Raw genomic sequence first — 20,279 nt, 5'->3', positions numbered from 1 at the left:
GGGCGCCGAGGAATTGCCATGAAAGCCGAAATTCATCCGAATTATCATACGATTAAGGTCGTGATGACCGACGGAACCGAGTACCTGACCCGCTCCACCTGGGGCAAGGAAGGCGACACGCTGAATCTCGACATCGACCCGAAGTCGCACCCGGCCTGGACCGGCGGCAACGCCCAGCTGATGGATCGCGGCGGCCGCGTCTCGCGCTTCCAGAAGAAGTTTTCGGGCTTTCTCAAAAAGGATTGATCCCGCCCGCAAGGCTGGACACGAAAAACGCCCCCGGTCAGACCGGGGGCGTTTTTGTTTGTGGCGAGACCTGTAGGGTGGGCAAAGAGAAGCGTGCCCACCATTCCTTCTACGATCCGGAAAGCAAAGTGGTGGGCACGGCGCTTTGCGCCTTTGCCCACCCTACGAGACCTGTGACTACGGCACTTGGGTGCTTACCGCTCGAACGCGGCCTTCAGCGCGTTGAGCTGCGGCACCAGCGGGTTGCCGATCGCCACGTATTCGACCGGCGGGGTGTGGATGGTGGTGTCGAGGCGGCGCACGCGGGTCTGAAGGCTCATCGAGCGATGGATCAGATCCTGGAGCTGCGAGGGCAGCTTCTCGACGGTATCGGACGGGCCGGGATCGGCGGCGCTGAGCTTGACCTTGGTCTTCTCGCGATTGGCCTGGCTCAGCGTCATCTCGCCTTCCTTCACCGCGCGGTGCAGCAGCAGCCACGAGGCAAGCTGCATCAGGCGGGTGGTCAGGCGCATGCTCTCGGTCGCATAGGTGAGGCTGACGGCGCGATCGAGCGCCTTGGCCTCGGTGCGGCCGGCGCCATCGAGATAGGCGGCGGTCTCTTCCACCAGGTCCATGCCCTCACGGAACAGGACGCCGAACGCCGCAGAATTGGTGAACCGCTCGCTGAGTTGAACGAGAGCACCTTCGGCTTGCAAACGTTCCATGGTTAACGCCCCTTACGCAACTGTCTGACTGTCCGGCTTTGGCGCCGGGTTATGATGAACAAATCATTGCGCGGGCGGGACGCGGAGTCCAGCGGCAAGCGCGGATATGGTTTCCGCGCGTCTTTCCTCGGAATTCAACCGGAACGGGACCCAAAAAGGCAAAAAAAGAGCCGCCGGAGACCGGCGGCTTTGAAAGTTGATAACAGGGAGGCGTCAAACAGAGTGGACAGGAGCCACTCGGTGTCCAAACGAGGACAGCTCCAGTCATAAACCCGAAAGCTTAATTGGAAGTAAACGAGCTAATTTTTTGAGAGTTCGTTAGCCATGTCGGTCACTGGCCGAGGGGGCGGCGGAACAAACTCGGCACTCGTCATTCCGGGGCGCCACGAAGTCGCGAGCTTTGATGCGCAATTGCGCATCTGAGAATCCATAGCCACAGGCGGATGCGGTGGCCCGGCTCAGCCTGCCCGTTTCAACTGCCCGTGGTTATGGATTCCGGGCTCGGCGCTGCGCGCCGCCCCGGAATGACGACGCGAGATAGTTTTGCGCGAAGCATGGGTCCCGGCTCTGCGGAGCAGCGCTACGCGCTGCACCGCGTCCGGGACACAAGAGGTGAGCGCTGGGCTCTACTTCTTGAAAAAACTATCCGCCGCATCGCGCGAGGCGCGCTTCTTGGTGGCGGCTTCCTCGAGCCTTGCGATCTCGGTGTTGAGCAGCGCCACGCGTTCCGTCAGTTCCTCCACTGACAAGAGCGAGAGATCCTGTCCGATTTCATGGCTGACCTTCTTGCGCGGCTTGTCGTCGTCCTCGATGGCCATGTGTCCTCCCGGGCAGTCCTGTCCTGAAAGACGCCGATCTGGCGTTTTCCGAGCCGAAATGGTACCGCTCCTGCACAAGGAGAATTTGCAGTGACTTTCGCGAGCGCGCAACACCTGACGCGAATGCCCCGGCCCGACCGCAAGGAGGCTGATCGGACGGGATAAGCGCGCGTCCACGCGCGTGAGGCATGAGCCGACCCCAAGCCCTTCCGATCATGCGGGAGGGCTTTTGATTTTTCGTCGGTCGGCATCACCAAACGCGAAAGACCGCAGTCATGACCAAAATTCTCATCACCAGCGCCCTTCCCTACGTGAACGGCGTCAAGCATCTCGGCAATCTCATAGGCTCGCTCCTCCCCGCCGATGTCCATGCCCGCTTCAGGCGACAGATCGGCGACGACGTGCTCTTCATCTGCGCCACCGACGAGCACGGCACGCCGGCTGAGCTCGGCGCCGTTCGCGCCGGACAGGATGTCCGCACTTTCTGCGATGCGCAGCACGCAATCCAGGCCGACATCTACCGACGCTTCGGCCTCTCCTTCGACCATTTCGGGCGAACCAGCTCGCCACAGAACAGCGCTCTGACGCAGCACTTCTATCGCAGGCTCGACGATGCCGGATTGATCGAGGAACGTAAGTTGCCGCAGGTCTGGTCACCCACGGACGGCCGTTTCTTGCCGGACCGCTACGTGCTCGGCACCTGCCCGCATTGCGGCGACCCGTCCGCGCGCGGTGATCAATGTGACCAGTGTGGCGCGCTGCTCGATCCGCCCGAACTGATCGACCCGCGATCCGCGCTGTCGGGCGACCGGGCGCTGGAGGTCCGCGAAAGCCGCCATCTGTTCCTGCGCCAGTCGCAGCTTGTCGAAGCGTTGAGCGCGTGGATCAATAACCGTTCCGGCTGGCCCTCCTTCGTGGTGTCGACCGCGAAAGGCTGGCTGACAGCCGATCTGCGCGATCGCTGTATCACGCGCGATCTGGCCTGGGGTATCCCGGTTCCGCGACAGGGATTCGCCGACAAGGTCTTCTATGTCTGGTTCGACGCGCCGATCGGTTACATCGCCGCCACCCAGGAATGGGCCGCCGCCGCGCCGGGCCGCGACTGGCGAAAATGGTGGTGGCAGGCCGATGACGTCCGCTACGTCCAGTTCCTCGGCAAGGACAACATCCCATTCCACACCGTGAGCTTCCCGGCGACGCTGATCGGCTCGAACGAGCCCTGGAAGAGCGCGGACGTGATCAAGGGATTCCACTGGCTCAATTACGAGGGCGGCAAGTTCTCGACCAGCCGCAATCGGGGCATCTTTACCGACCAGGCTCTGGAGGAATTGCCCGCCGATCTCTGGCGCTGGTGGCTGATCGCCAACGCGCCCGAAAGCGCCGACACCGATTTCAACGTTGCCAGGTTCGTCGCCGACGTGAACAAGGATCTCGCCGACATCTTCGGCAACCTCGTCAATCGCATTGTCAGCTTCGCCCATCGGGCCTTCGACGGCCGGATTCCGGAAGGCGGCGCTCCTGACGAGGCCGAGCACCTGCTCGCACGGGAACTGGAGCAGCGTATCGCGACGCTGCGACGCCATCACGAGGCGCTCGAGTTTCGTACCGCGGCCGCCGCAACGCGTGCGATCTGGGATGTGGCGAACGCTTACCTGCAGCATGCCGCGCCGTGGACAGCCATCAAGTCCGATCGGCTTCGCGCGGCGATCGTGACGCGAACAGCCCTCAATCTGGTCCGCACCTGCGCCGTGCTGGCGTGGAGTATCGTGCCCAGCCTGTCGGAAAATGTGCTGCACGCCTTCGGTAGCGAAGATGCCGCGCCACGCTGGCCCGGTGGCCAAATCGCGGACTTGCTCGACGGCGGCGCCGGCACAGCGGTCGCGCCGATCGGTCCACTGGTCGAAAAAATCTCTCCCGAAAGAGCAAGCCATCTGGCGGCGCGGTTCGGGCCTTAATGTCGTTTCACTTCGGCGGAAAAAGGCGATATGCCATCCGCCGAATTCATTCATCCAAGGACACATCATGGACAAGCTGCCCGCGCAAATGACCGTGGTCGCCATCTCCAAGCCCGGTGGACCGGAGGTGCTGGTGCCGGAACAACGTGCCGTTCCGCAGCCCGGTCCCGACGAGATCCTGGTCAAGGTGCAGGCCGCGGGCGTCAACCGGCCCGACGTGGCGCAGCGCTCCGGCGCCTATCCGCCGCCGCCCGGCGCCAGCGACCTGCCGGGGCTCGAGATCGCGGGCGAAGTGGTGGCGGTCGGCAGCAACGCCAAACGGCACAAGATCGGCGACAAGGTGATGTCGCTGGTCGCCGGCGGCGGCTATGCGCAGTACTGCATCGCGCAGGACGCCCAGGCGATGAGCGTGCCGCCGGCGCTGTCGATCAGGGAAGCCGGCGCGCTGCCGGAAACCCTGATGACGGTCTGGCACAATGTGTTCGAGCGCGGCGGCCTGAAGGCCGGCGAGACGCTGCTGATCCATGGCGGCTCGTCCGGCATCGGCACCATGGCGATCCAGCTCGCGAAAGCGTTCGGCGCGAAAGTGTTCGTCACCGTCGGCTCGCAGGACAAGATCGATGCCTGCCTCAAGCTCGGGGCCGACCGCGCCATCAACTACAAGACCGAGGACTTCGTCGCCGTGGTCAAGGAAGAGACCGACAAGGCCGGCGTCAACCTGATCCTCGACATGGTGGCCGGCGAGTATGTCGACCGCAACTATGATGCCGCGGCGGTCGACGGCCGCATCGTGCAGATCGCAACCCTCAACGGCCCCAAGGTCAGCGTCAACATCGCCAAGGTGATGGTGAAGCGCCTGACCCATACCGGCTCGACCCTGCGCCCCCGTAGTAATGCGGACAAGGCGGCCATGGTGGCCGCAATCGAGGCGAAAGTGATGCCGCTGTTGCGCGAAGGCCGCGTCAAGCCGCTGATGGACAGCAGTTTCCCGCTGGAAAAGGCATCCGATGCGCACCGGCGCATGGAGACCTCGGCACATATTGGCAAAATTGTGTTGGAGGTCTAGGCCAACGGCCCATCAGGCAAGGCGGAAACCCTTTGATTTTCCTCGCTTTCGTGGCATCTATCGCGACGCGCCGAACCATCTTGTTCCGTTCGGAAAACGCCTTGCACTGACCATCTTGCACTGAAGAGTTTGCGTCGAACGCGGAGAACCGACCTTGCGTCTGATCAGGTGCCTCGCGCCCATAGCGCTGGGCCTCATGATTCTCGTCGCCGCATCCCAGGCGCGCGCGCTGGATGCCGTCAGCGTCCGCGGCGACGCGCCCGCGATCGACCTCACCGGCGTGCTCGAGCATCAGCGCAGTGACGCCGATCGCATCCAGGTCTCCACCGCACCCGGCACCGACGGCATCGTCCGCCGCATCGAGGTGCGCGCCCGCGAGGGCGGCCAGAACTGGGTGGTGTTCGCGCTCGCCAACAACACCGACGACCAGCTCGACCGCCTGATCGTCGCCCCGCATTACCGCATCGTCTCGTCGGGCCTGCTGTGGCCCGACCTCGGGCTGTCGCGCATCGCGACCATCACGCCCTCGATCGGCGACCGCCCGGAGCGCCAGGAGAGCGCGACGGCCGACGTGTTCCGCATCACGCTCGATCCCGGCGCCGTCGTCACCTTTGTCGCGGAACTGCGCACCGACAAGCTGCCGCAGCTCTATCTGTGGGAGCCCGAGTCCTACAAGGACAAGGTCAACTCCTTCACGCTGTACCAGGGCATCGTGATCGGCATCTCCGGGCTTTTGGCGCTCGTGCTCACCATCCTGTTCGTGGTGAAGGGCAGCATCATGTTCCCGGCCGCCGCGGCGCTGGCCTGGGCGGTGCTGGTCTATATCGGCGTCGATTTCGGCTTCTGGGGCAAGGTGCTCGACATGTCGAACAACGCCGAGCGCATCTGGCGCGCGGCGGGCGAAGCGATATTGGCGGCGACGCTGCTGGTGTTCCTGTTCGCCTATCTCAACCTCAGTCGATGGCACGTGCGCTATTCGCACATTACGGTGCTCTGGCTCGCCTTCCTGGGTTCGCTGGTGGCGCTCGCCTTGTTCGACCCGGCGGTGGCTTCCGGCATCGCCCGCATGTCGCTGGTGCTGATCGCCTTTGCTGGCTTTGCGCTGATCGTCTACCTCTCCACCCACGGCTTCGACCGCGCGGTGCTCTTGATCCCGACCTGGTTCCTGCTGGTGGTCTGGGTGGTCGCGGCCGGCATGACGGTCGCGGGCTCCGTCACCAACGACATCGTCGGCCCGGCTCTGCTCGGCGGCCTCGTGCTGATCGTGATGCTGATCGGCTTTACGGTGATGCAGCACGCCTTTGCCGGCGGCAGCGCCACCACCGGCGTCGTCTCCGACATCGAGCGGCGCGCGCTGGCGCTGGCCGGCTCCGGCGATCTGATCTGGGACTGGGACGTCTCCGCCGACAAGGTGTTCACCAGCCCCGAGACCGAAGCCCTGCTCGGCCTCAAGCGCGGCACGCTGGAAGGCCCGGCCGCCTCATGGCTTGAGGTGCTGCATCCGCTCGACCAGGACCGGTTCCGCGCCGCGCTCGACAGCGTGCTCGACCAGCGCCGCGGCCGCCTGGTGCAGGATTTCCGGCTGCGCACGCCGGACGGTCATTTCATGTGGTTCGCGCTGAAGGCGCGCCCGGTGGTCGGCTCGGACGGCGAGGTCTCGCGCGTGGTCGGCACGCTGACCGACGTCACCGAGCTGCGCAACGCGGAGGAGCGTCTGCTGCACGATTCCGTGCATGACAACCTCACCGGCCTGCCCAACCGCAAACTGTTCATGGACCGGCTCGGCGCGGTCGCGCATTTCGCCAAGACCATGCCGACGCTGCGGCCGACGCTGATGGTGATCGACCTCGACCGCTTCAAGCAGGTCAACGATTCCGTCGGCATCGCGGTCGGCGACTCGATCCTGCTGACGCTGGCCCGCCGCCTCACCCGCATCCTGAAGCCGCAGGACACGCTGGCGCGGCTTGCCGGCGACCAGTTCGGCCTGATCCTGCTCTCGGAGCAGGACCCTGCCCGCATCACCGCCTTCGCCGAGACCATCCGCAAGACCATCCGCGCCCCGATCGCCTTCAACGACCGCGAGATTTTTCTCACCGCCTCGATCGGGCTCGCGCTGTCCGATCCGCAGACCCAGTTGACGGACGAGATCATCAAGGACGCCGAGCTTGCGATGTATCATTCCAAGCGGATCGGCGGCGACCGCATCGACGTCTACAAGCCGGCGATGCGCGCGCGAAAGACCGACCGCCTGACGCTGGAGAGCGAGCTGCGCCGCGCCATCGAGCGGCAGCAGCTCACGATCCTGTACCAGCCGATCGTGCGGCTGGAGGATCGTTCGATCGCCGGCTTCGAGGCGCTGGTGCGCTGGGATCATCCGAAGCTCGGACGCATGGCGCCGTCGGAATTCATCAGCATCGCGGAAGAGACCGGCCTGATCGTCGACCTCGGCATGTTCGTGCTCGACCAGACCGCAAAGCAGCTTTCGGTGTGGCAACGCGCGATGCGCTCGCGCGAGCCGATCTTCGCCTCCGTCAACGTCTCCTCGCGGCAATTGCTGCGCCACGATCTTATCCACGACATCCGCACCGTGCTGTCGCGCTCCTCGGTGGCGCGCGGCACGCTGAAGCTGGAATTGACGGAATCGCTGGTGATGGAGAACCCGGAGCACGCAGCCCAGATGCTGACGCGCATCCGCGAGCTCGGCACCGGGCTGTCGCTCGACGATTTCGGCACCGGCCATTCGTCGCTGGCCTATCTCCAGCGCTTCCCGTTCGACACCATCAAGATCGACCAGTCGTTCGTGCGCACCACCAACCGCGGCACCCGTCCGGTGATCCTGAAGTCGATCATCGCGCTCGCGCATGATCTCGGCATGGACGTGGTCGCGGAAGGCGCCGAGACCGATTCCGACGCGGTCGAGCTCTACCAGATGGGCTGCGAATACGCGCAGGGCTTCGCCTTCGGCGAGCCCATGGACGCGGACGCGGCGATGCGTCTGCTCACCGAAGTGCGGCTGGAAGCGGCGAGCTAGCGCTTATCTTCTTCCGCTCTCCTCCCGGAAAGGGTCGCTCGCAAAGCGAGCGGGGTGCCGCACCGGCGCGCTTATGCCGGGCTTGATCCAGATCAATGGGCCCTGCTCGACCCACCATGAAAGATGGCACGCAGCATTCGACCCAGAACGGCTTCGTCATCGAGGTCACTGGGCTCGCAGCTGTCGTTCTCAGAATGAGCGGACCACGCGTCTTTCTCAGGAGTCACGGATGACTCAGCACCTTTTCTACGCGATCGCCCTCATCGGCACCGGAGTGTTCCTCGCCTCATCGGCCGAAGCAGTGACAGCCGCACGATGCGAGGACCGAGGCGCAAATTGCCTTGGCACATGCGCCGACTACACCGGCGGGGCCGGTGACGTTCGAGGGCGCCAGAACACATGCGTGCGCGCCTGCGACCGGCAGACGACCAGATGCCTGATACGAGCCCATGACGAACGCTGGCCCCATTATCGCCAATGAAGGCCGTGGTTCTACACTTGGGCTAACGCCCCCCGTCTCGCGCTTGCGGCGCACCGCGTCCAGCTGACCTACCCTGGCTTGCGTCGTAGCCCCGCGACCAAACAAAACCCCACCACCAGCGAGATCGCGGCAAGACCGCCCCAGACCATTCCCGCCTGTTCGAGATAAACATCCTGCGTTACCGGGTCGTAACAGCGGCCGAGCTCGTTGAAGCAGTCGCGCCAGCGCCAGTAGCGGGCCTCGAAGGCGAGCGCGAACAGCACGCCTGTTGCAATCAGGGCTGCGCCAAAAATCCCCCTTAGCCAGCGCAGAATCATGCAGCGTCAGCTCACCTGCGCTGCTTCTTCTTGGTGAACCGCACGCTCTGGCCGTCCGGCATCCGCGTCGCGACGAACCCCGCGGCGAGGCAGGCTTCGCGCTGGGGCATCTGGATGTCGGGGCTGCGGAGGCTGTCCCACCATGAGGCGCGATTCGCCGCCCGCGGCAGGGCCGAGCCGATGATCTCCTCGATCTGCTCGAAACTCAGCACGAATTCCGTTTGCTTCTGCCGCATCAGGTAATCCCGCAGCGCGTCGTAATCGTTCACAATCGTCCTCTCGTCCCAGCTCCGCTGCCCAAAAGCGATGCCCGCGGAAACCAATTCTTAACTCATTGTGGCAGCGCCGTCCCGGCTTAAACACTACGCAAGATTTCGGGCGCATCCACTAGTGTCGGGAGCACTCGATGCAGTCTGGATGGCGCGACGTCACGACCCGCCGGCCGTGGCGGATTTCGGCGAAGCTGCTGATCATATCGTCCGTCGTGACGGTGATCGGCTTTTCCGCCATTTGCGTCAACGTCATGCTGGACATGCGCCGCGGCGAGGAGGCCCTCGCGCGCCAGACGCTGGACAATCTGGCCACCTCCATCGAAGCAGATATCAGCCGCAACATCGAGATCTACGATCTCTCCCTGAAGGCGGTCGCCAGCAACATGCTGCTGCCGGAGATCAACGCGGTCTCGAAGCCGATCCGTCACCTGATCCTGTTCGATCACGCCACCACGGCGCGGCACTTCGGCGCCATCCAGGTGTTCGATGCCGAGGGCAGGCTGACCATCGACGCCTCCACGCTCGATCCCCTGCCGGAGAACCGGAGCGAGGAGGACTACTTCAGGGTTCATCGCGACGATCCCGACGCCGGCCTCTTCATCAGCCGTCCGATGCTTTTCCGCGGCGCCTATTCCATCGTGCTGAGCCGGCGCATCAGCGATACCGACGGCGGCTTCTTGGGGGTCGTCACCGGCTCGATCCGTTTCAGCTATTTCCACGAATTGTTCGAGCGCCTGAACCTCGATCCCGACGATACCATCACCGTGCTGACGCGCGATCGCACCATCATGATGCGGCGGCCGTTCGATCTCGACGTCATCGGCAAGAATCTCGGGACGCGGCAGAGCTGGAAGGCCGACAATCTCAAGGCCGGCGGGTCCTATGCGGGCCAGGGTCCGGTGGACGCGACGCCGCGCCTCTACGTCCGCAGCACCGGCCCGGGTCCGCTGTTCGTGGTGGCAGGCAAGCCGCTCGCCGCCGTGTTCGAGCTCTGGCAGAAGGAAGCCTACCGCATCGGCGCCGTGGTCCTGGCGCTCATCCTGTTCATGCTGGCCTCGACGCTGGTGCTCGCCCGCGAGATCGGCCGGCGCGCCGATGCCGAGCGCAAGCTCGAGGAGATGGCGACGACGGATGCGCTCACCGGCCTGAAGAACCGCCGCAAGTTCGACCAGGTCATCGACGTCGAATGGCGCCGCGCGACGCGCCAGAAGACGCCGGTCGCGCTGCTGATGATCGATGCCGATCACTTCAAGGCCTACAACGACACGTTCGGCCATCAGGCCGGCGACCAGGTGCTGGTCGGCATCGCCATCTGCATTTCCGATTCGGTGCGGCGCTCCGGCGACTGCGCCGCGCGCTATGGCGGCGAGGAATTCGCGGTGCTGCTGCCGAACACCTCGGCCGCCGAGGCCTTCAATGTCGCCGAGACGATCCGCGGCAAGGTGCAGGGCTGGTCCGACGACCAGGCGATGTCGACGGTCTCCTGCGGGATTGCAGGCCTGGTTCCTACCACCGGCCTGGACTGGCCGGTCCTGGTCGCCGCCGCCGACAAGGCGCTCTATGCGGCGAAAGCCGGCGGCCGCAACCAGTCCGTGGTCGCGAGCCTTCCGAAGCTGTCGCTGGTGGCTTGAGGGGCCCCCTCCGTCATTGCGAGCGAAGCGAAGGAATCCAGACTGTCTCCGCGGAGGCAGCCTGGATTGCTTCGTCGCTTCGCTCCTCGCAATGACGAGTGGAGCGCTACCGCCCCAGATATTTCTTCATCTCCGCGATCAGCCCATCGCGCAGTTCCGGCCGCTTCAGGCCGTAGGCGATGTTGGCGCGGAGGAAGCCGGGCTTGGAGCCGCAATCATGGCGCTCGCCCTCGAACTCGACGCCGTAGAATTTCTGCGACTTGGCGAGGCCGATCATGGCGTCGGTGAGCTGGATCTCGCCGCCGGCGCCGCGCTCCTGGGTCTCCAGGATCTTGAAGATCTCCGGCTGGAGAATGTAGCGGCCGGTGATGGAGAGGTTGGAGGGCGCGGTGCCCTTGGCCGGCTTCTCGACCATGCCGTCGACCTCGAACATCTTGCCGGTGCGCTTGCCGACGCCGCAGATGCCGTATTGGTGGGTGAGATGGTCGGGCACCGCCTCGACCGCGATGACGTTGGATTTTTCGCCGAGCGTTGAAGCCGTCTCGATCATCTGCTTGAGGCAGCCGGTCGTATTGAGCACGAGCTCATCGGGCAGCACCACCGCGAACGGCTCGTTGCCGACGATGTCGCGCGCGCACCAGACCGCGTGGCCGAGACCGAGCGGCGCCTGCTGGCGGGTGAAGCTGACGGCGCCGGCCTCCGGCTGGTTCTGCGCCAGGATGTCCTGCTCGGCCTTCTTGCCGCGCGCGGCGAGCGTCGCGTCGAGCTCGAACATCTTGTCGAAATGATCTTCGATGACGTTTTTGTTGCGGCCGGTGACGAAGATGAAGTGCTCGATGCCGGCTTCCCTCGCCTCGTCATAGACGTACTGGATCAGCGGCTTGTCGACGATGGTCAGCATTTCCTTCGGCATCGCCTTGGTGGCGGGCAGGACGCGGGTGCCGAGGCCGGCGACGGGGAATACGGCTTTGCGAATTTTCATGGGACAGATCGAATACCTGAGGACGTGAAGGGAGCAATGGTATCTTGCTAGCTTGTTTGCAGCCGCTAACAAAGGCGGATGTGGGGCCTCGCGCTCACAGAGTTGAGAAAAAGGCCGACACCAAAATTTCACCTTTGTTAAGCTATTGGCAACCGGTACCGGGCCTCCTGAAGGCGGATTTTCGGCCGGACAGGTAGGGTATGATGCAATCAGTGGCAGCGCTGGCGAAACGTGCTGGATTTGTGACCGGCGCAATGATGCTTGCGGCCGCTGTGCTGCTGCCTGTCAGCGCGCACGCCCAGGCGCAGAACGGCTTGTCGAACCTGTTCGGCGGTATTTTCGCCGGCTCGAATCCAGCGCCCTCTCAGCCGGCGCCCGGCCCCGGCGGCGCCTTGCCATGGACCGGCGAGGACGGCGCCTCCGGCCACCCGTTGATGACGGCCGCCGCGATCCGCGAGGCCGCCTCCAACTTCAACAATTGCGTCGCGGGGATGTGGCCCGATGCCGCACGGCGCAACATCACGCAGGAGAATTTCCAGCGCTTCACGGCCGGGCTGTCGCCTGATCTGCGCATCATGGACCTGATGGATTCGCAGCCGGAGTTCACCAAGTCGATCTGGGACTATCTCGACATCCTCGTGAACGACAACCGTCTCGCCAAGGGCCGCGAGGTCCTCGCCAAATACAAAGCGCAGTTCGACGCCACGGAAAAGGCTACCGGCGTCGACCGCTACATCATCGCCTCGATCTGGGGCATCGAGTCCAATTACTCGACGCAGATGGGCGACCGCAGCGTGCTGCAGTCGACCGCGACGCTCGCCTGCATCGGCCGCCGCCAGGCCTATTTCAAGGACGAGTTTCTCTCCGCGCTGGAGATCCTCAACCGCGGCGATCTCAGGCCTGAGCAGATGCGCGGCTCCTGGGCCGGCGCCTTCGGCCCGACCCAGTTCATGCCGACTGCGTTCAAGCGCTTTGCCGTGGATGGCGATGGCGACGGACGGCGCGACGTCGTCGACAATCCCACCGATCTGATCGCCTCGACCGCCAACAATCTGAAGAAGGACGGCTGGCAGGCCGGCCAGACCTGGGGCTACGAGGTCGTGGTGCCCCAAGGCTTCAACTACATGCTGGCCGATCGCGCCAAGGCGATGACGATGGCGCAGTGGGAGAAGCTCGGGCTCAAGCGCCCGGCCAACCAGCCCTTCCCGCATCCGGCCGAGAAAGCCTATCTGCTGGCGCCCGCCGGGGCGCAGGGCCCGGGCTTCCTGATGCTGCAGAATTACCGCGTCATCATGAAGTACAACCCGGCCGAGGCTTATGCGCTGGCGATCGGCCATTTCGCCGACCGGCTGCGCGGCGGCCAGCCCTTCGTGCAGCCCTGGCCGCGCCAGGAGCGCGAGCTGTCCCGCACCGAACGGCTGGAACTTCAGCAGCTGCTGGCCCAGCGCGGCTTCTACAAGGGCACCCCGGACGGCCAGTTCGGCGGCCAGACCCGGGAGGCGCTGCGCAATTTCCAGGCCTCGATCGGGGTCCCCGCCGACGGATTTGCCTCCTCGGACGTGCTGGATCGCCTCCGCGGGCGGTAAAATCGCGCCGAAAGTAACCCTGAACAGGGATTTTGCCCGATCGCCTTGACGGGGATGGCTGTTCCCCGGTGTATGGCAGAAGAATCCGCAAAGAGAATCTGCCCGTTTGGCGCCTGATTCCGCTATTATATCGAGCCTGTCCCGATCCCCATTGCGCGTGCCTGAGATCGCATGTCGAAGAAGTCCCTATTCAAGGCGCTGACCGAGACCGGCCCGCTGATCGCGCTGGGGACGGCGCTTGCGATTCTGGTCTCCATCGCGGGACCCGCCTCGGCGCAGTTCTTCAACTTCCCCGGCTTCGGCGGCCCGCCGCAGCGGCAGGCCCCGCCACCGCGGAACGGTGGAGGCGGCGGCTGGTTCGGCGGCGACTTCTTCGCACCATTCCAGCAGCAACAGCCGCAGGCGCCGCGCCAGGACTTTTCGCGTGCGCCGGCACCAGCCAAGCGCGACACCACGCCCGACAAGAACGTGCTGGTGATCGGCGACGCCATGGCCGACTGGCTCGCCTACGGCCTCGAAGACGCCTACACCGAGCAGCCCGACATGGGCGTGATCCGCAAGCACAAGACCACGTCCGGCCTGATCAAGTACCAGCCGAAGGGTGAGCCCGCGGACTGGGCGGCGGCAGCGAAGGGCATCCTCGAGACCGAGAAGCCTGATGTGATCGTCGTCATGCTCGGCCTCAACGACCGCATCTCGATCCGCGAGGCCGCGCCCGACAAGGCGACGGACAAGGACAAGAAGAACGACAAGGGCGCGCGCGCCAAGCCACCGGCCAAGCCGGGCGATGCTAAACCCGACACGGCCGCCAAGCCGGACGACAAGCCCGCCGACACCGACCTGCCGCAGGACGATGCCGACAACGCCGACACGCCGGCGGTCGCAGCGCCGGAGAAGACCGCGCGCAACCCGAACGGCCTCTACGAATTCCGCGACGAGCGCTGGGTCGAACTCTACGGCAAGAAGATCGAGGAGCTGGCCAACGTTCTCAAGTCCAAGGGCGTTCCGGTGCTCTGGGTCGGCCTGCCCGCGATCCGCGGCCCCAAGGGCACCGCGGACATGCTGTTCCTGGATTCGCTCTATCGCGAAGGCGCGGCCAAGGCCGGCATCACCTATGTCGATGTCTGGGACGGCTTTGTCGACGAAGCCGGCCGCTTCCTCCAGAAGGGCCCGGACTTCGAGGGCCAGATCCGCCAGCTCCGCAGCTATGACGGCGTCTATTTCACGAAACCTGGCGCACGCAAGCTCGCCCACTATGTCGAGCGCGAGATCACGCGCCTGCTCGCCGGACGCTCCGGCCCGATTGCGCTGCCGAGCGAGCCTGCGACCCCCGACACCAGCGCCGAGCCCGGCAAGCCCGCGCCGCGGCCGCTGGCGGGACCGATCGTGCCGCTGGTTGCGGCCTCGATCTCGGCCGATCAATTGCTGGGCGGACCGGGTTCGCGTCCCGCTGCCGTCGATGCGCTCGCCGCGAAGACGATGGTGAAGGGTGAGCCGCTGGCCGCGCCCGCCGGCCGTGCCGATGATTATGCCTGGCCGCGCCGCGAAGTCGGCCGCGAGCAGGCCAAGGGTGATACGCCGATGGCTGCGACGACGCCCGACGGCAGCGCCACTCCCAGCACACCGGGTGCAGCCGCCGCGATCGCGCCGCCAAGGCTCGCGCCGAAGAAGCCGCCGGTACAGCAGCAGCCGCAGCAGCCGGCCCAGGCAACGCCGGCATTCCGCGATTTCTTCGGCTTCGGCTCTCCGCAGCCACCGCCGCGTCAATTCGCACCGGCGCCGCGTAATCCCAATCCCGCGATCCCGCGCCCGCCTGGTAACGTCGGGCGATCGGCGGAGATGTTCCGGTAGTTTTTCTGAATTGAGATCTCGTGTCCCGGACGCGCTGCAGCGTGTAACGCTGCAGCGCAGAGCCGGGACCCAGCACTGCGACATTCACCAAAGAATGGGCCCCGGCTCAGCAAAGCGGCGTTACCGGACGATGCTACGCATCGCCTAGGCCGCATTGCGTCCGGGGCACGAAAAATTCGGGCGGTGGCTCAGCCGTAATAGCGCCAGCGCGGCGGCGGGCGACGGGCGGGACGCGACATCAGGAGCGCGAGTGCGAAGCCGATACCGCCGGCGATCAGCAGCGCACCGAGCGGATTGTCCTGCACCTTCTTGGCAATCGCCTGCGAACCGTCGCGCAAGGTCTCGGCCGGCTTGTCGTAGGCGTCCTTGGCGTAGCCGGCCGCAGTCTCACCGGCGTCGCGCACGGCATCCTTGGCCTGGCCGTAGAGATTCTGCACGGTGCCGGCGGCTTCCCGCGCCTTGCCTGACGCCTGTGTCTGCGCATCGCCAGCGAGATCACCGACGGCGCCTTCTGCGCGCCCAGCGAATTCCTTGGCCGATCCGACGATCCGATCCTTGTCCATGTTGCTCCTCCTCGGGGGTCAGCCGAGGTAACCGATCAGGAGCAGCGCAGTTCCAAGCTTCTGCGAAAGTGTGTAGTCCGGACTACGCTTCCGCCTGCGCTCTTCGGGCTACGGCAGACATGTCGCTCCATCCGGGCTACAGGATGAGCCCGCCATCGACCACCAGCGTCTGGCCAATGATGTAGGACGACAGCGGCGAGGCGAGGAACAGCGCCGCGCCCGCCATGTCAGCCGGCGTGCCCAATCGCCGCAGCGGAATGCGTGACAGCGCGCCTTCGAGCCGCTTGGGATTGTCGGTGGTCACCTTCGTCATCTTGGTGTCGACGAGGCCGGGCGCGATACCGTTGACGCGGATGCCATCCTCGGCCCAGGCCTCGCCCAGCGTCCGCGTCAGTCCGACTGCGCCGGTCTTCGAGGCGTTGTAGGCGGGATTGCCCATGGTGGAATGATAGGCTGCGGTCGAGGACACCATGATCAGCGCGCCCTTGCTATCGCGCAGCATGGAGTGAAACCGCGTCGCGCAGGCCATCAGGCTCATCAGATTGACCTCGACGACCTTGCGGAAGCCGGCCATCTCGAACTCGCCGCGGCGATAGAGCACCGCGCCCTGCGCGAGCACGAGCACATCGAGACGGTCGAAGGACGGCTTGAACGCTTCCACCGCGCCGGTGTTGCCGACGTCGAGCTGCGCATAGGAAAGACCCGTGAGATCGGAGCCTTCTAGCGCCGAATATTCCGCAGGATGAGCACGCGTGCCGCAGACTGCAACTTGCGCGCCCCTGGCGCGAAAGGCTTGCGCGATGCCGTTGCCGATACCGCTGGAACCGCCGACCACCAGCACCTGCTTGCCTGAGAAATCGAGCTCGTTCGCCATCGCGGCCTCCCCTTTTGTTTTGCTTGTTTGACCTGTCTGCGGATCGATGCCAGCCTTGTCCATCTCATAACAAGAAACAAGAGACGCGAGGAAACGGCATGTCCGAATTCAAGGAGCTCAGCCGGTCGGTGAAGGGCCTGACCGTTCTCGTCACGGGTGCGGCGAGCGGCATGGGGCGCGCGACCGCGCGCGTGTTCGCCGCTGAAGGCGCGAACGTCGCCGTCACCGACTTTGACGAGCAGGGCGCGCTGTCCGTTGCCAAGGAGATTGCCGCGAACGCCGGATCCGCGAAGGCGTGGAAGCTCGATGTCGCCGATGGCGGCGAGATCAAGCGCGTGGTTGGCGATGTCGCGGCGCATTTCGGCGGGCTCGACATCATCGTCAACAATGCCGGCATCTCCGTGCGCGTCGCGATCGACGACGAGGCTTACGAAGACGCTTGGGCCAAGGGGATCGCCGTGATGCTGACGGCGCATCCGCGCATCATCCGCGCCGCGCTGCCGCACCTGCGCAAGTCGAAGAGCCCGCGCATCGTCAACATCGCCTCGACCGAGGCGCTCGGCGCCACCGCGTTGCACAGCCCCTATTCGGCGGCGAAGGGCGGCGTGGCGAGCCTCACGCGCTCGCTCGCCGTCGAGCTCGGCCGCGAGGGCATCACCGTCAACTGCATCTGCCCGGGCCCGATCCGCACCGCCATCACCGACCGCATCTCCGAAGAGCACAAGACGATCTACGCCAAGCGCCGCACTGCACTCGGCCGTTACGGCGACCCCGAGGAGGTCGCGCATATGACGCTGAGCCTGTGCCTGCCTGCGGCGTCTTTCCTCACCGGCGCGGTGATCCCTGTCGACGGCGGCTTGATGGCGCGCAACGCGTGAGAGCCATGACGCTTAAGAGATATGCGCGCCGAGCGTTGACAACGCCGGTCGCGGGAGTAGCTTTTTCACCGGCAGAGCGGGACCAACCGCTCGCGGTTCGCGGGAGAAACACCATGACGATCGCCATCCGGCAGCTTCAGAAACATTTTGCCGGCGAGGTTTCCGGCCTCGACCTGCGAAAGCCTCTCACCGAGGCCGAGGCGCGCGAGGTCGAGGCAGCCATGGACAAATATGCGGTGCTGGTCTTCCACGACCAGGACATCACCGACGAGCAGCAGATGGCCTTCGCGCTGAATTTCGGCCAGCGCGAGGACGCGCGCGGCGGCACCGTGACCAAGGAAAAGGACTACCGGCTGCAATCGGGCCTCAACGACGTCTCCAATCTCGGCAAGGATGGCAAGCCGCTGGCGAAGGACAGTCGCGCGCATCTGTTCAACCTCGGCAACTGCCTGTGGCATTCCGACAGCTCGTTTCGCCCGATCCCCGCAAAATTCTCGCTGCTGTCGGCGCGGGTGGTGAACCCGAAGGGCGGCAATACCGAGTTCGCCGACATGCGCGCGGCCTATGACGCGCTCGATGACGACACCAAGGCCGAGATCGAGGATCTCGTCTGCGAGCACTCGCTGATGTATTCGCGCGGATCGCTCGGCTTCACCGAGTACACCGACGACGAAAAGCAGATGTTCAAGCCGGTGCTGCAACGCCTGGTGCGCACCCATCCGGTGCATCGCCGCAAGTCGCTGTACCTCTCATCGCATGCCGGCAAGATCGTCAGCATGAGCGTCCCCGAAGGCCGGCTGCTGCTGCGCGATCTGAACGAGCATGCGACGCAAGGCGAGTTCGTCTACGTCCACAAATGGAAGCTGCATGATCTCGTGATGTGGGACAACCGCCAGACCATGCATCGCGTCCGCCGCTACGACCAGTCCCAACCCCGCGACATGCGCCGCGCGACGGTGGCGGGGACAGAGCCGACGGTACAGCAGCAGGCGGCGGAGTAGGCGGCACACCCCGCTGGACGTGGTCATCGCCCGGCTTGACCGGGCGATCCAGTACTCCGAGACGGTTGTGATGGAATCGATAGGCCGCGGCGTACTGGATGCCCCGGTCAAGCCGGGGCACGACAGCGGAGGGTGGCGCAGGACACCGCAAACCGTCGCAGCAGCTGCTACACAGCTACGCGTGTCCCGCATCGTTCGAGAGCATGCCGGGATCGATGCCGATCTTGCGCAGCGCACGTCCGTACTTCTCGTCGACATCGTCGCCGAAGATCAAATCCGAATCCGCATCGCAATGCAGCCAGCCATTGCTCTGGATTTCGGTCTCGAGCTGGCCCGGCGCCCAGCCGGCATAACCAAGCGCGAGGATGGCGTGCTTCGGGCCGGAGCCGTTGGCGATCGCCCGCAGGATGTCGACGGTCGCGGTGAGGCAGACGCCGTCGTCGATCCGGAGCGTCGCGTTCTCGATGTAGAAATCGCTGGAATGCAGCACGAAGCCGCGGCCGGTATCGACCGGCCCGCCACGCAGCACCTTCATGCTTTCGGCGTTCTCCGGCAGCTTGATGTGCTCGCCCTTCTTGATGATGCCGAGCTGCTGCAACAGCTCGGGGAAGTCGATGCTGCCGGCGGGATGATTGACGATGATGCCCATCGCGCCCTCGGCGGAATGCGCACAGAGATAGATCACCGAGCGCTCGAAGCGCTCATCGCCCATCACGGGCATCGCGATCAGAAGCTGGCCGTCGAGATAGCCGGCCGAGCTGGGAAGCGCGGGGGCCGCGCTGCGGGTGCTTTCGCCCGTCCTTTTGCCTGTGGGAGCCATCGGTGAAGCACTCCGGTTTCGATTCCTATCCTGATGTCGGGCCGGGCTGCTGTCAAATCAAGGCTTGCATAGACTTGATTCAGGTGCATCCATCACAAGCAATTCAATGGTTTGCCCAGGGGCGACCCTGTAAAGACGTGCCATGCTGACAAGAGTTCCCCTGCATGCGGCGTTTGGCGTCGCAACAACCCTGCTTGCGTCGTCGATGACGCTCGCAGCGCGCGCCGACGACGCTTCGCCCTGGCAGCGCGACGGCCATTCCGCAGTGCGATTGCTGGCGGGATCGCGCAGCGGCGCCGTCCTGCTCGGCGGTATCGCCTTCCAGCTCCAGCAGGGATGGAAGACCTACTGGCGCATCCCCGGCGATTCCGGCGTTCCGCCGCGGTTCGATTTCTCCAAATCGGACAATGTCGAAGCGGTGACGGTGATGTGGCCGGCGCCGCTGAAATTCGATGACGGTGCGGGCGGGCATTCGATCGGCTATCACGGCCAGGTCGTGCTGCCTCTGCGCATCGTGCCCAAGGCGCCCGACAAGCCGGTGACGCTGCGCGCCGAGATCAACTACGCCGTGTGCGAGAAGCTCTGCGTTCCCGTCGAGGCCAATGTCGAGCTCGGCTTCAACAACGTCGCCTCGACCGAGGACGCTAATCTGCGTGCTGCGCTCGACACCGTGCCGAAGCCTGCCACGATCGGTGATCCCAATCCGCTGACCATCCGCGACGTCAAACGTGACGGTCCCAAGAATGTCGTGGTCGACGTGGTCGTGCCTGACAGCCGCGGCGTCAATTTGTTCGTGGAAGGGCCAACGCTCGATTGGGCGTTGCCGATTCCGGCGCCGGTCGAGCGCAGCCCACCCGGCGTGCAACGATTTTCCTTCGAGCTCGATGGACTGCCACCGGGCGCCAAGCCCGACGGAGCGGCGTTGAAGTTCACGCTCGTCGCGCCCGAGAAGTCGTACGAGTTCAATACGAATCTGGAGTGAGCCGGAGCTGAGTTGCGCTGCCAGCGCCCCATATTCAGCTGTCGTCCCGGGGCGCGCGCAGCGCGAGCCCGGGACCCATAGCCACAGGGAGTGGTTTGGCGAGGACTCGGAGTTACCAGCCAGCGCAACAATTTCTCCCTGGGGTTATGGGTCCCCGCCCCCCGTGCGCAATTGCGCACTAGGCGGGGACGTCGCTGGTGGCTGGAGCGGCAGCATGCCTC

18 protein-coding genes are annotated in these 20,279 nt (G+C 65.0%); 10 read left to right on the top strand and 8 right to left on the bottom strand.

The window, feature by feature from the left end:
* The first annotated feature begins 18 nt into the window (after window positions 1-18).
* Entirely contained in the window at window positions 19-246 is a 228-nt protein-coding gene (rpmE, locus tag AB7531_RS06245; RefSeq protein ID WP_007599895.1) for a 50S ribosomal protein L31, read from the top strand.
* Between the two features lie 194 nt (window positions 247-440).
* On the opposite strand, the gene rcdA is transcribed toward rpmE, so the two are convergent.
* Both rcdA and AB7531_RS06235 read right to left on the bottom strand, forming a co-directional pair.
* A complete protein-coding gene (rcdA, locus tag AB7531_RS06240; RefSeq protein WP_028148425.1) occupies window positions 441-950 on the bottom strand; it encodes a protease adaptor protein RcdA in 510 nt (169 codons plus the stop codon).
* A 626-nt stretch (window positions 951-1,576) separates the two neighbouring features.
* The gene (locus AB7531_RS06235; protein WP_028148424.1) at window positions 1,577-1,768 is read right to left on the bottom strand and encodes a DUF1192 domain-containing protein; all 192 of its coding nucleotides are present in this window, start codon (window positions 1,766-1,768) and stop codon (window positions 1,577-1,579) included.
* 275 nt (window positions 1,769-2,043) lie between these two features.
* Between AB7531_RS06235 and metG the strand changes: the two genes are divergently transcribed.
* The 3 genes from metG to AB7531_RS06220 all read left to right on the top strand — a co-directional run bounded on the left by metG (window position 2,044) and on the right by AB7531_RS06220 (window position 7,820).
* Entirely contained in the window at window positions 2,044-3,723 is a 1,680-nt protein-coding gene (gene metG, locus AB7531_RS06230; RefSeq protein WP_063981013.1) for a methionine--tRNA ligase, read from the top strand.
* Between the two features lie 67 nt (window positions 3,724-3,790).
* A complete protein-coding gene (locus AB7531_RS06225; protein ID WP_063981012.1) occupies window positions 3,791-4,789 on the top strand; it encodes an NAD(P)H-quinone oxidoreductase in 999 nt (332 codons plus the stop codon).
* A 154-nt stretch (window positions 4,790-4,943) separates the two neighbouring features.
* Complete coding sequence (locus tag AB7531_RS06220; protein ID WP_063981011.1) at window positions 4,944-7,820, top strand: EAL domain-containing protein; 2,877 nt, start codon at window positions 4,944-4,946, stop codon at window positions 7,818-7,820.
* Window positions 7,821-8,369: 549 nt separating this feature from the next.
* On the opposite strand, the gene AB7531_RS06215 is transcribed toward AB7531_RS06220, so the two are convergent.
* Together AB7531_RS06215 and AB7531_RS06210 are read right to left on the bottom strand one after the other, a co-directional pair.
* A complete protein-coding gene (locus tag AB7531_RS06215) occupies window positions 8,370-8,618 on the bottom strand; it encodes a hypothetical protein (protein WP_063981010.1) in 249 nt (82 codons plus the stop codon).
* A gap of 11 nt (window positions 8,619-8,629) precedes the next feature.
* A complete protein-coding gene (locus tag AB7531_RS06210) occupies window positions 8,630-8,887 on the bottom strand; it encodes a DUF7662 domain-containing protein (protein ID WP_028148420.1) in 258 nt (85 codons plus the stop codon).
* Window positions 8,888-9,024: 137 nt separating this feature from the next.
* Between AB7531_RS06210 and AB7531_RS06205 the strand changes: the two genes are divergently transcribed.
* Entirely contained in the window at window positions 9,025-10,521 is a 1,497-nt protein-coding gene (locus tag AB7531_RS06205) for a sensor domain-containing diguanylate cyclase (protein WP_063981009.1), read from the top strand.
* Between the two features lie 106 nt (window positions 10,522-10,627).
* Here AB7531_RS06205 and galU read toward each other — a convergent pair whose 3' ends face one another.
* Complete coding sequence (galU, locus tag AB7531_RS06200; RefSeq protein WP_063981008.1) at window positions 10,628-11,503, bottom strand: UTP--glucose-1-phosphate uridylyltransferase GalU; 876 nt, start codon at window positions 11,501-11,503, stop codon at window positions 10,628-10,630.
* A 200-nt stretch (window positions 11,504-11,703) separates the two neighbouring features.
* Here galU and AB7531_RS06195 point away from each other — a divergent pair, with 200 nt between their 5' ends.
* Together AB7531_RS06195 and AB7531_RS06190 are read left to right on the top strand one after the other, a co-directional pair.
* A complete protein-coding gene (locus AB7531_RS06195) occupies window positions 11,704-13,089 on the top strand; it encodes a lytic murein transglycosylase (protein ID WP_283018001.1) in 1,386 nt (461 codons plus the stop codon).
* Between the two features lie 171 nt (window positions 13,090-13,260).
* A complete protein-coding gene (locus AB7531_RS06190; protein ID WP_063981007.1) occupies window positions 13,261-14,940 on the top strand; it encodes an SGNH/GDSL hydrolase family protein in 1,680 nt (559 codons plus the stop codon).
* A 188-nt stretch (window positions 14,941-15,128) separates the two neighbouring features.
* Here AB7531_RS06190 and AB7531_RS06185 read toward each other — a convergent pair whose 3' ends face one another.
* Together AB7531_RS06185 and AB7531_RS06180 are read right to left on the bottom strand one after the other, a co-directional pair.
* Entirely contained in the window at window positions 15,129-15,503 is a 375-nt protein-coding gene (locus AB7531_RS06185) for a CsbD family protein (protein WP_063981006.1), read from the bottom strand.
* Window positions 15,504-15,639: 136 nt separating this feature from the next.
* Complete coding sequence (locus tag AB7531_RS06180; RefSeq protein WP_063986080.1) at window positions 15,640-16,377, bottom strand: SDR family NAD(P)-dependent oxidoreductase; 738 nt, start codon at window positions 16,375-16,377, stop codon at window positions 15,640-15,642.
* Between the two features lie 98 nt (window positions 16,378-16,475).
* Here AB7531_RS06180 and AB7531_RS06175 point away from each other — a divergent pair, with 98 nt between their 5' ends.
* Window positions 16,476-17,255 carry an SDR family NAD(P)-dependent oxidoreductase gene (locus tag AB7531_RS06175; RefSeq protein ID WP_063981005.1) on the top strand — a complete coding sequence of 260 codons (780 nt, stop codon included), beginning with the start codon at window positions 16,476-16,478 and terminating at the stop codon, window positions 17,253-17,255.
* Between the two features lie 113 nt (window positions 17,256-17,368).
* Complete coding sequence (locus AB7531_RS06170; protein ID WP_063981004.1) at window positions 17,369-18,256, top strand: TauD/TfdA dioxygenase family protein; 888 nt, start codon at window positions 17,369-17,371, stop codon at window positions 18,254-18,256.
* A 175-nt stretch (window positions 18,257-18,431) separates the two neighbouring features.
* Here the strand turns inward: AB7531_RS06170 and AB7531_RS06165 are convergent, their stop codons facing one another.
* Window positions 18,432-19,076 carry a YqgE/AlgH family protein gene (locus AB7531_RS06165; RefSeq protein WP_063981003.1) on the bottom strand — a complete coding sequence of 215 codons (645 nt, stop codon included), beginning with the start codon at window positions 19,074-19,076 and terminating at the stop codon, window positions 18,432-18,434.
* Window positions 19,077-19,218: 142 nt separating this feature from the next.
* Here AB7531_RS06165 and AB7531_RS06160 point away from each other — a divergent pair, with 142 nt between their 5' ends.
* The gene (locus AB7531_RS06160; protein ID WP_063981002.1) at window positions 19,219-20,058 is read left to right on the top strand and encodes a protein-disulfide reductase DsbD domain-containing protein; all 840 of its coding nucleotides are present in this window, start codon (window positions 19,219-19,221) and stop codon (window positions 20,056-20,058) included.
* The last annotated feature ends 221 nt before the right edge of the window (window positions 20,059-20,279 follow it).

This window comes from Bradyrhizobium sp. 63_E2_N1_3, assembly GCF_052076005.1.
GTDB lineage: Bacteria > Pseudomonadota > Alphaproteobacteria > Rhizobiales > Xanthobacteraceae > Bradyrhizobium > Bradyrhizobium barranii.
This window is presented reverse-complemented; position numbering and strand designations above follow the sequence as displayed.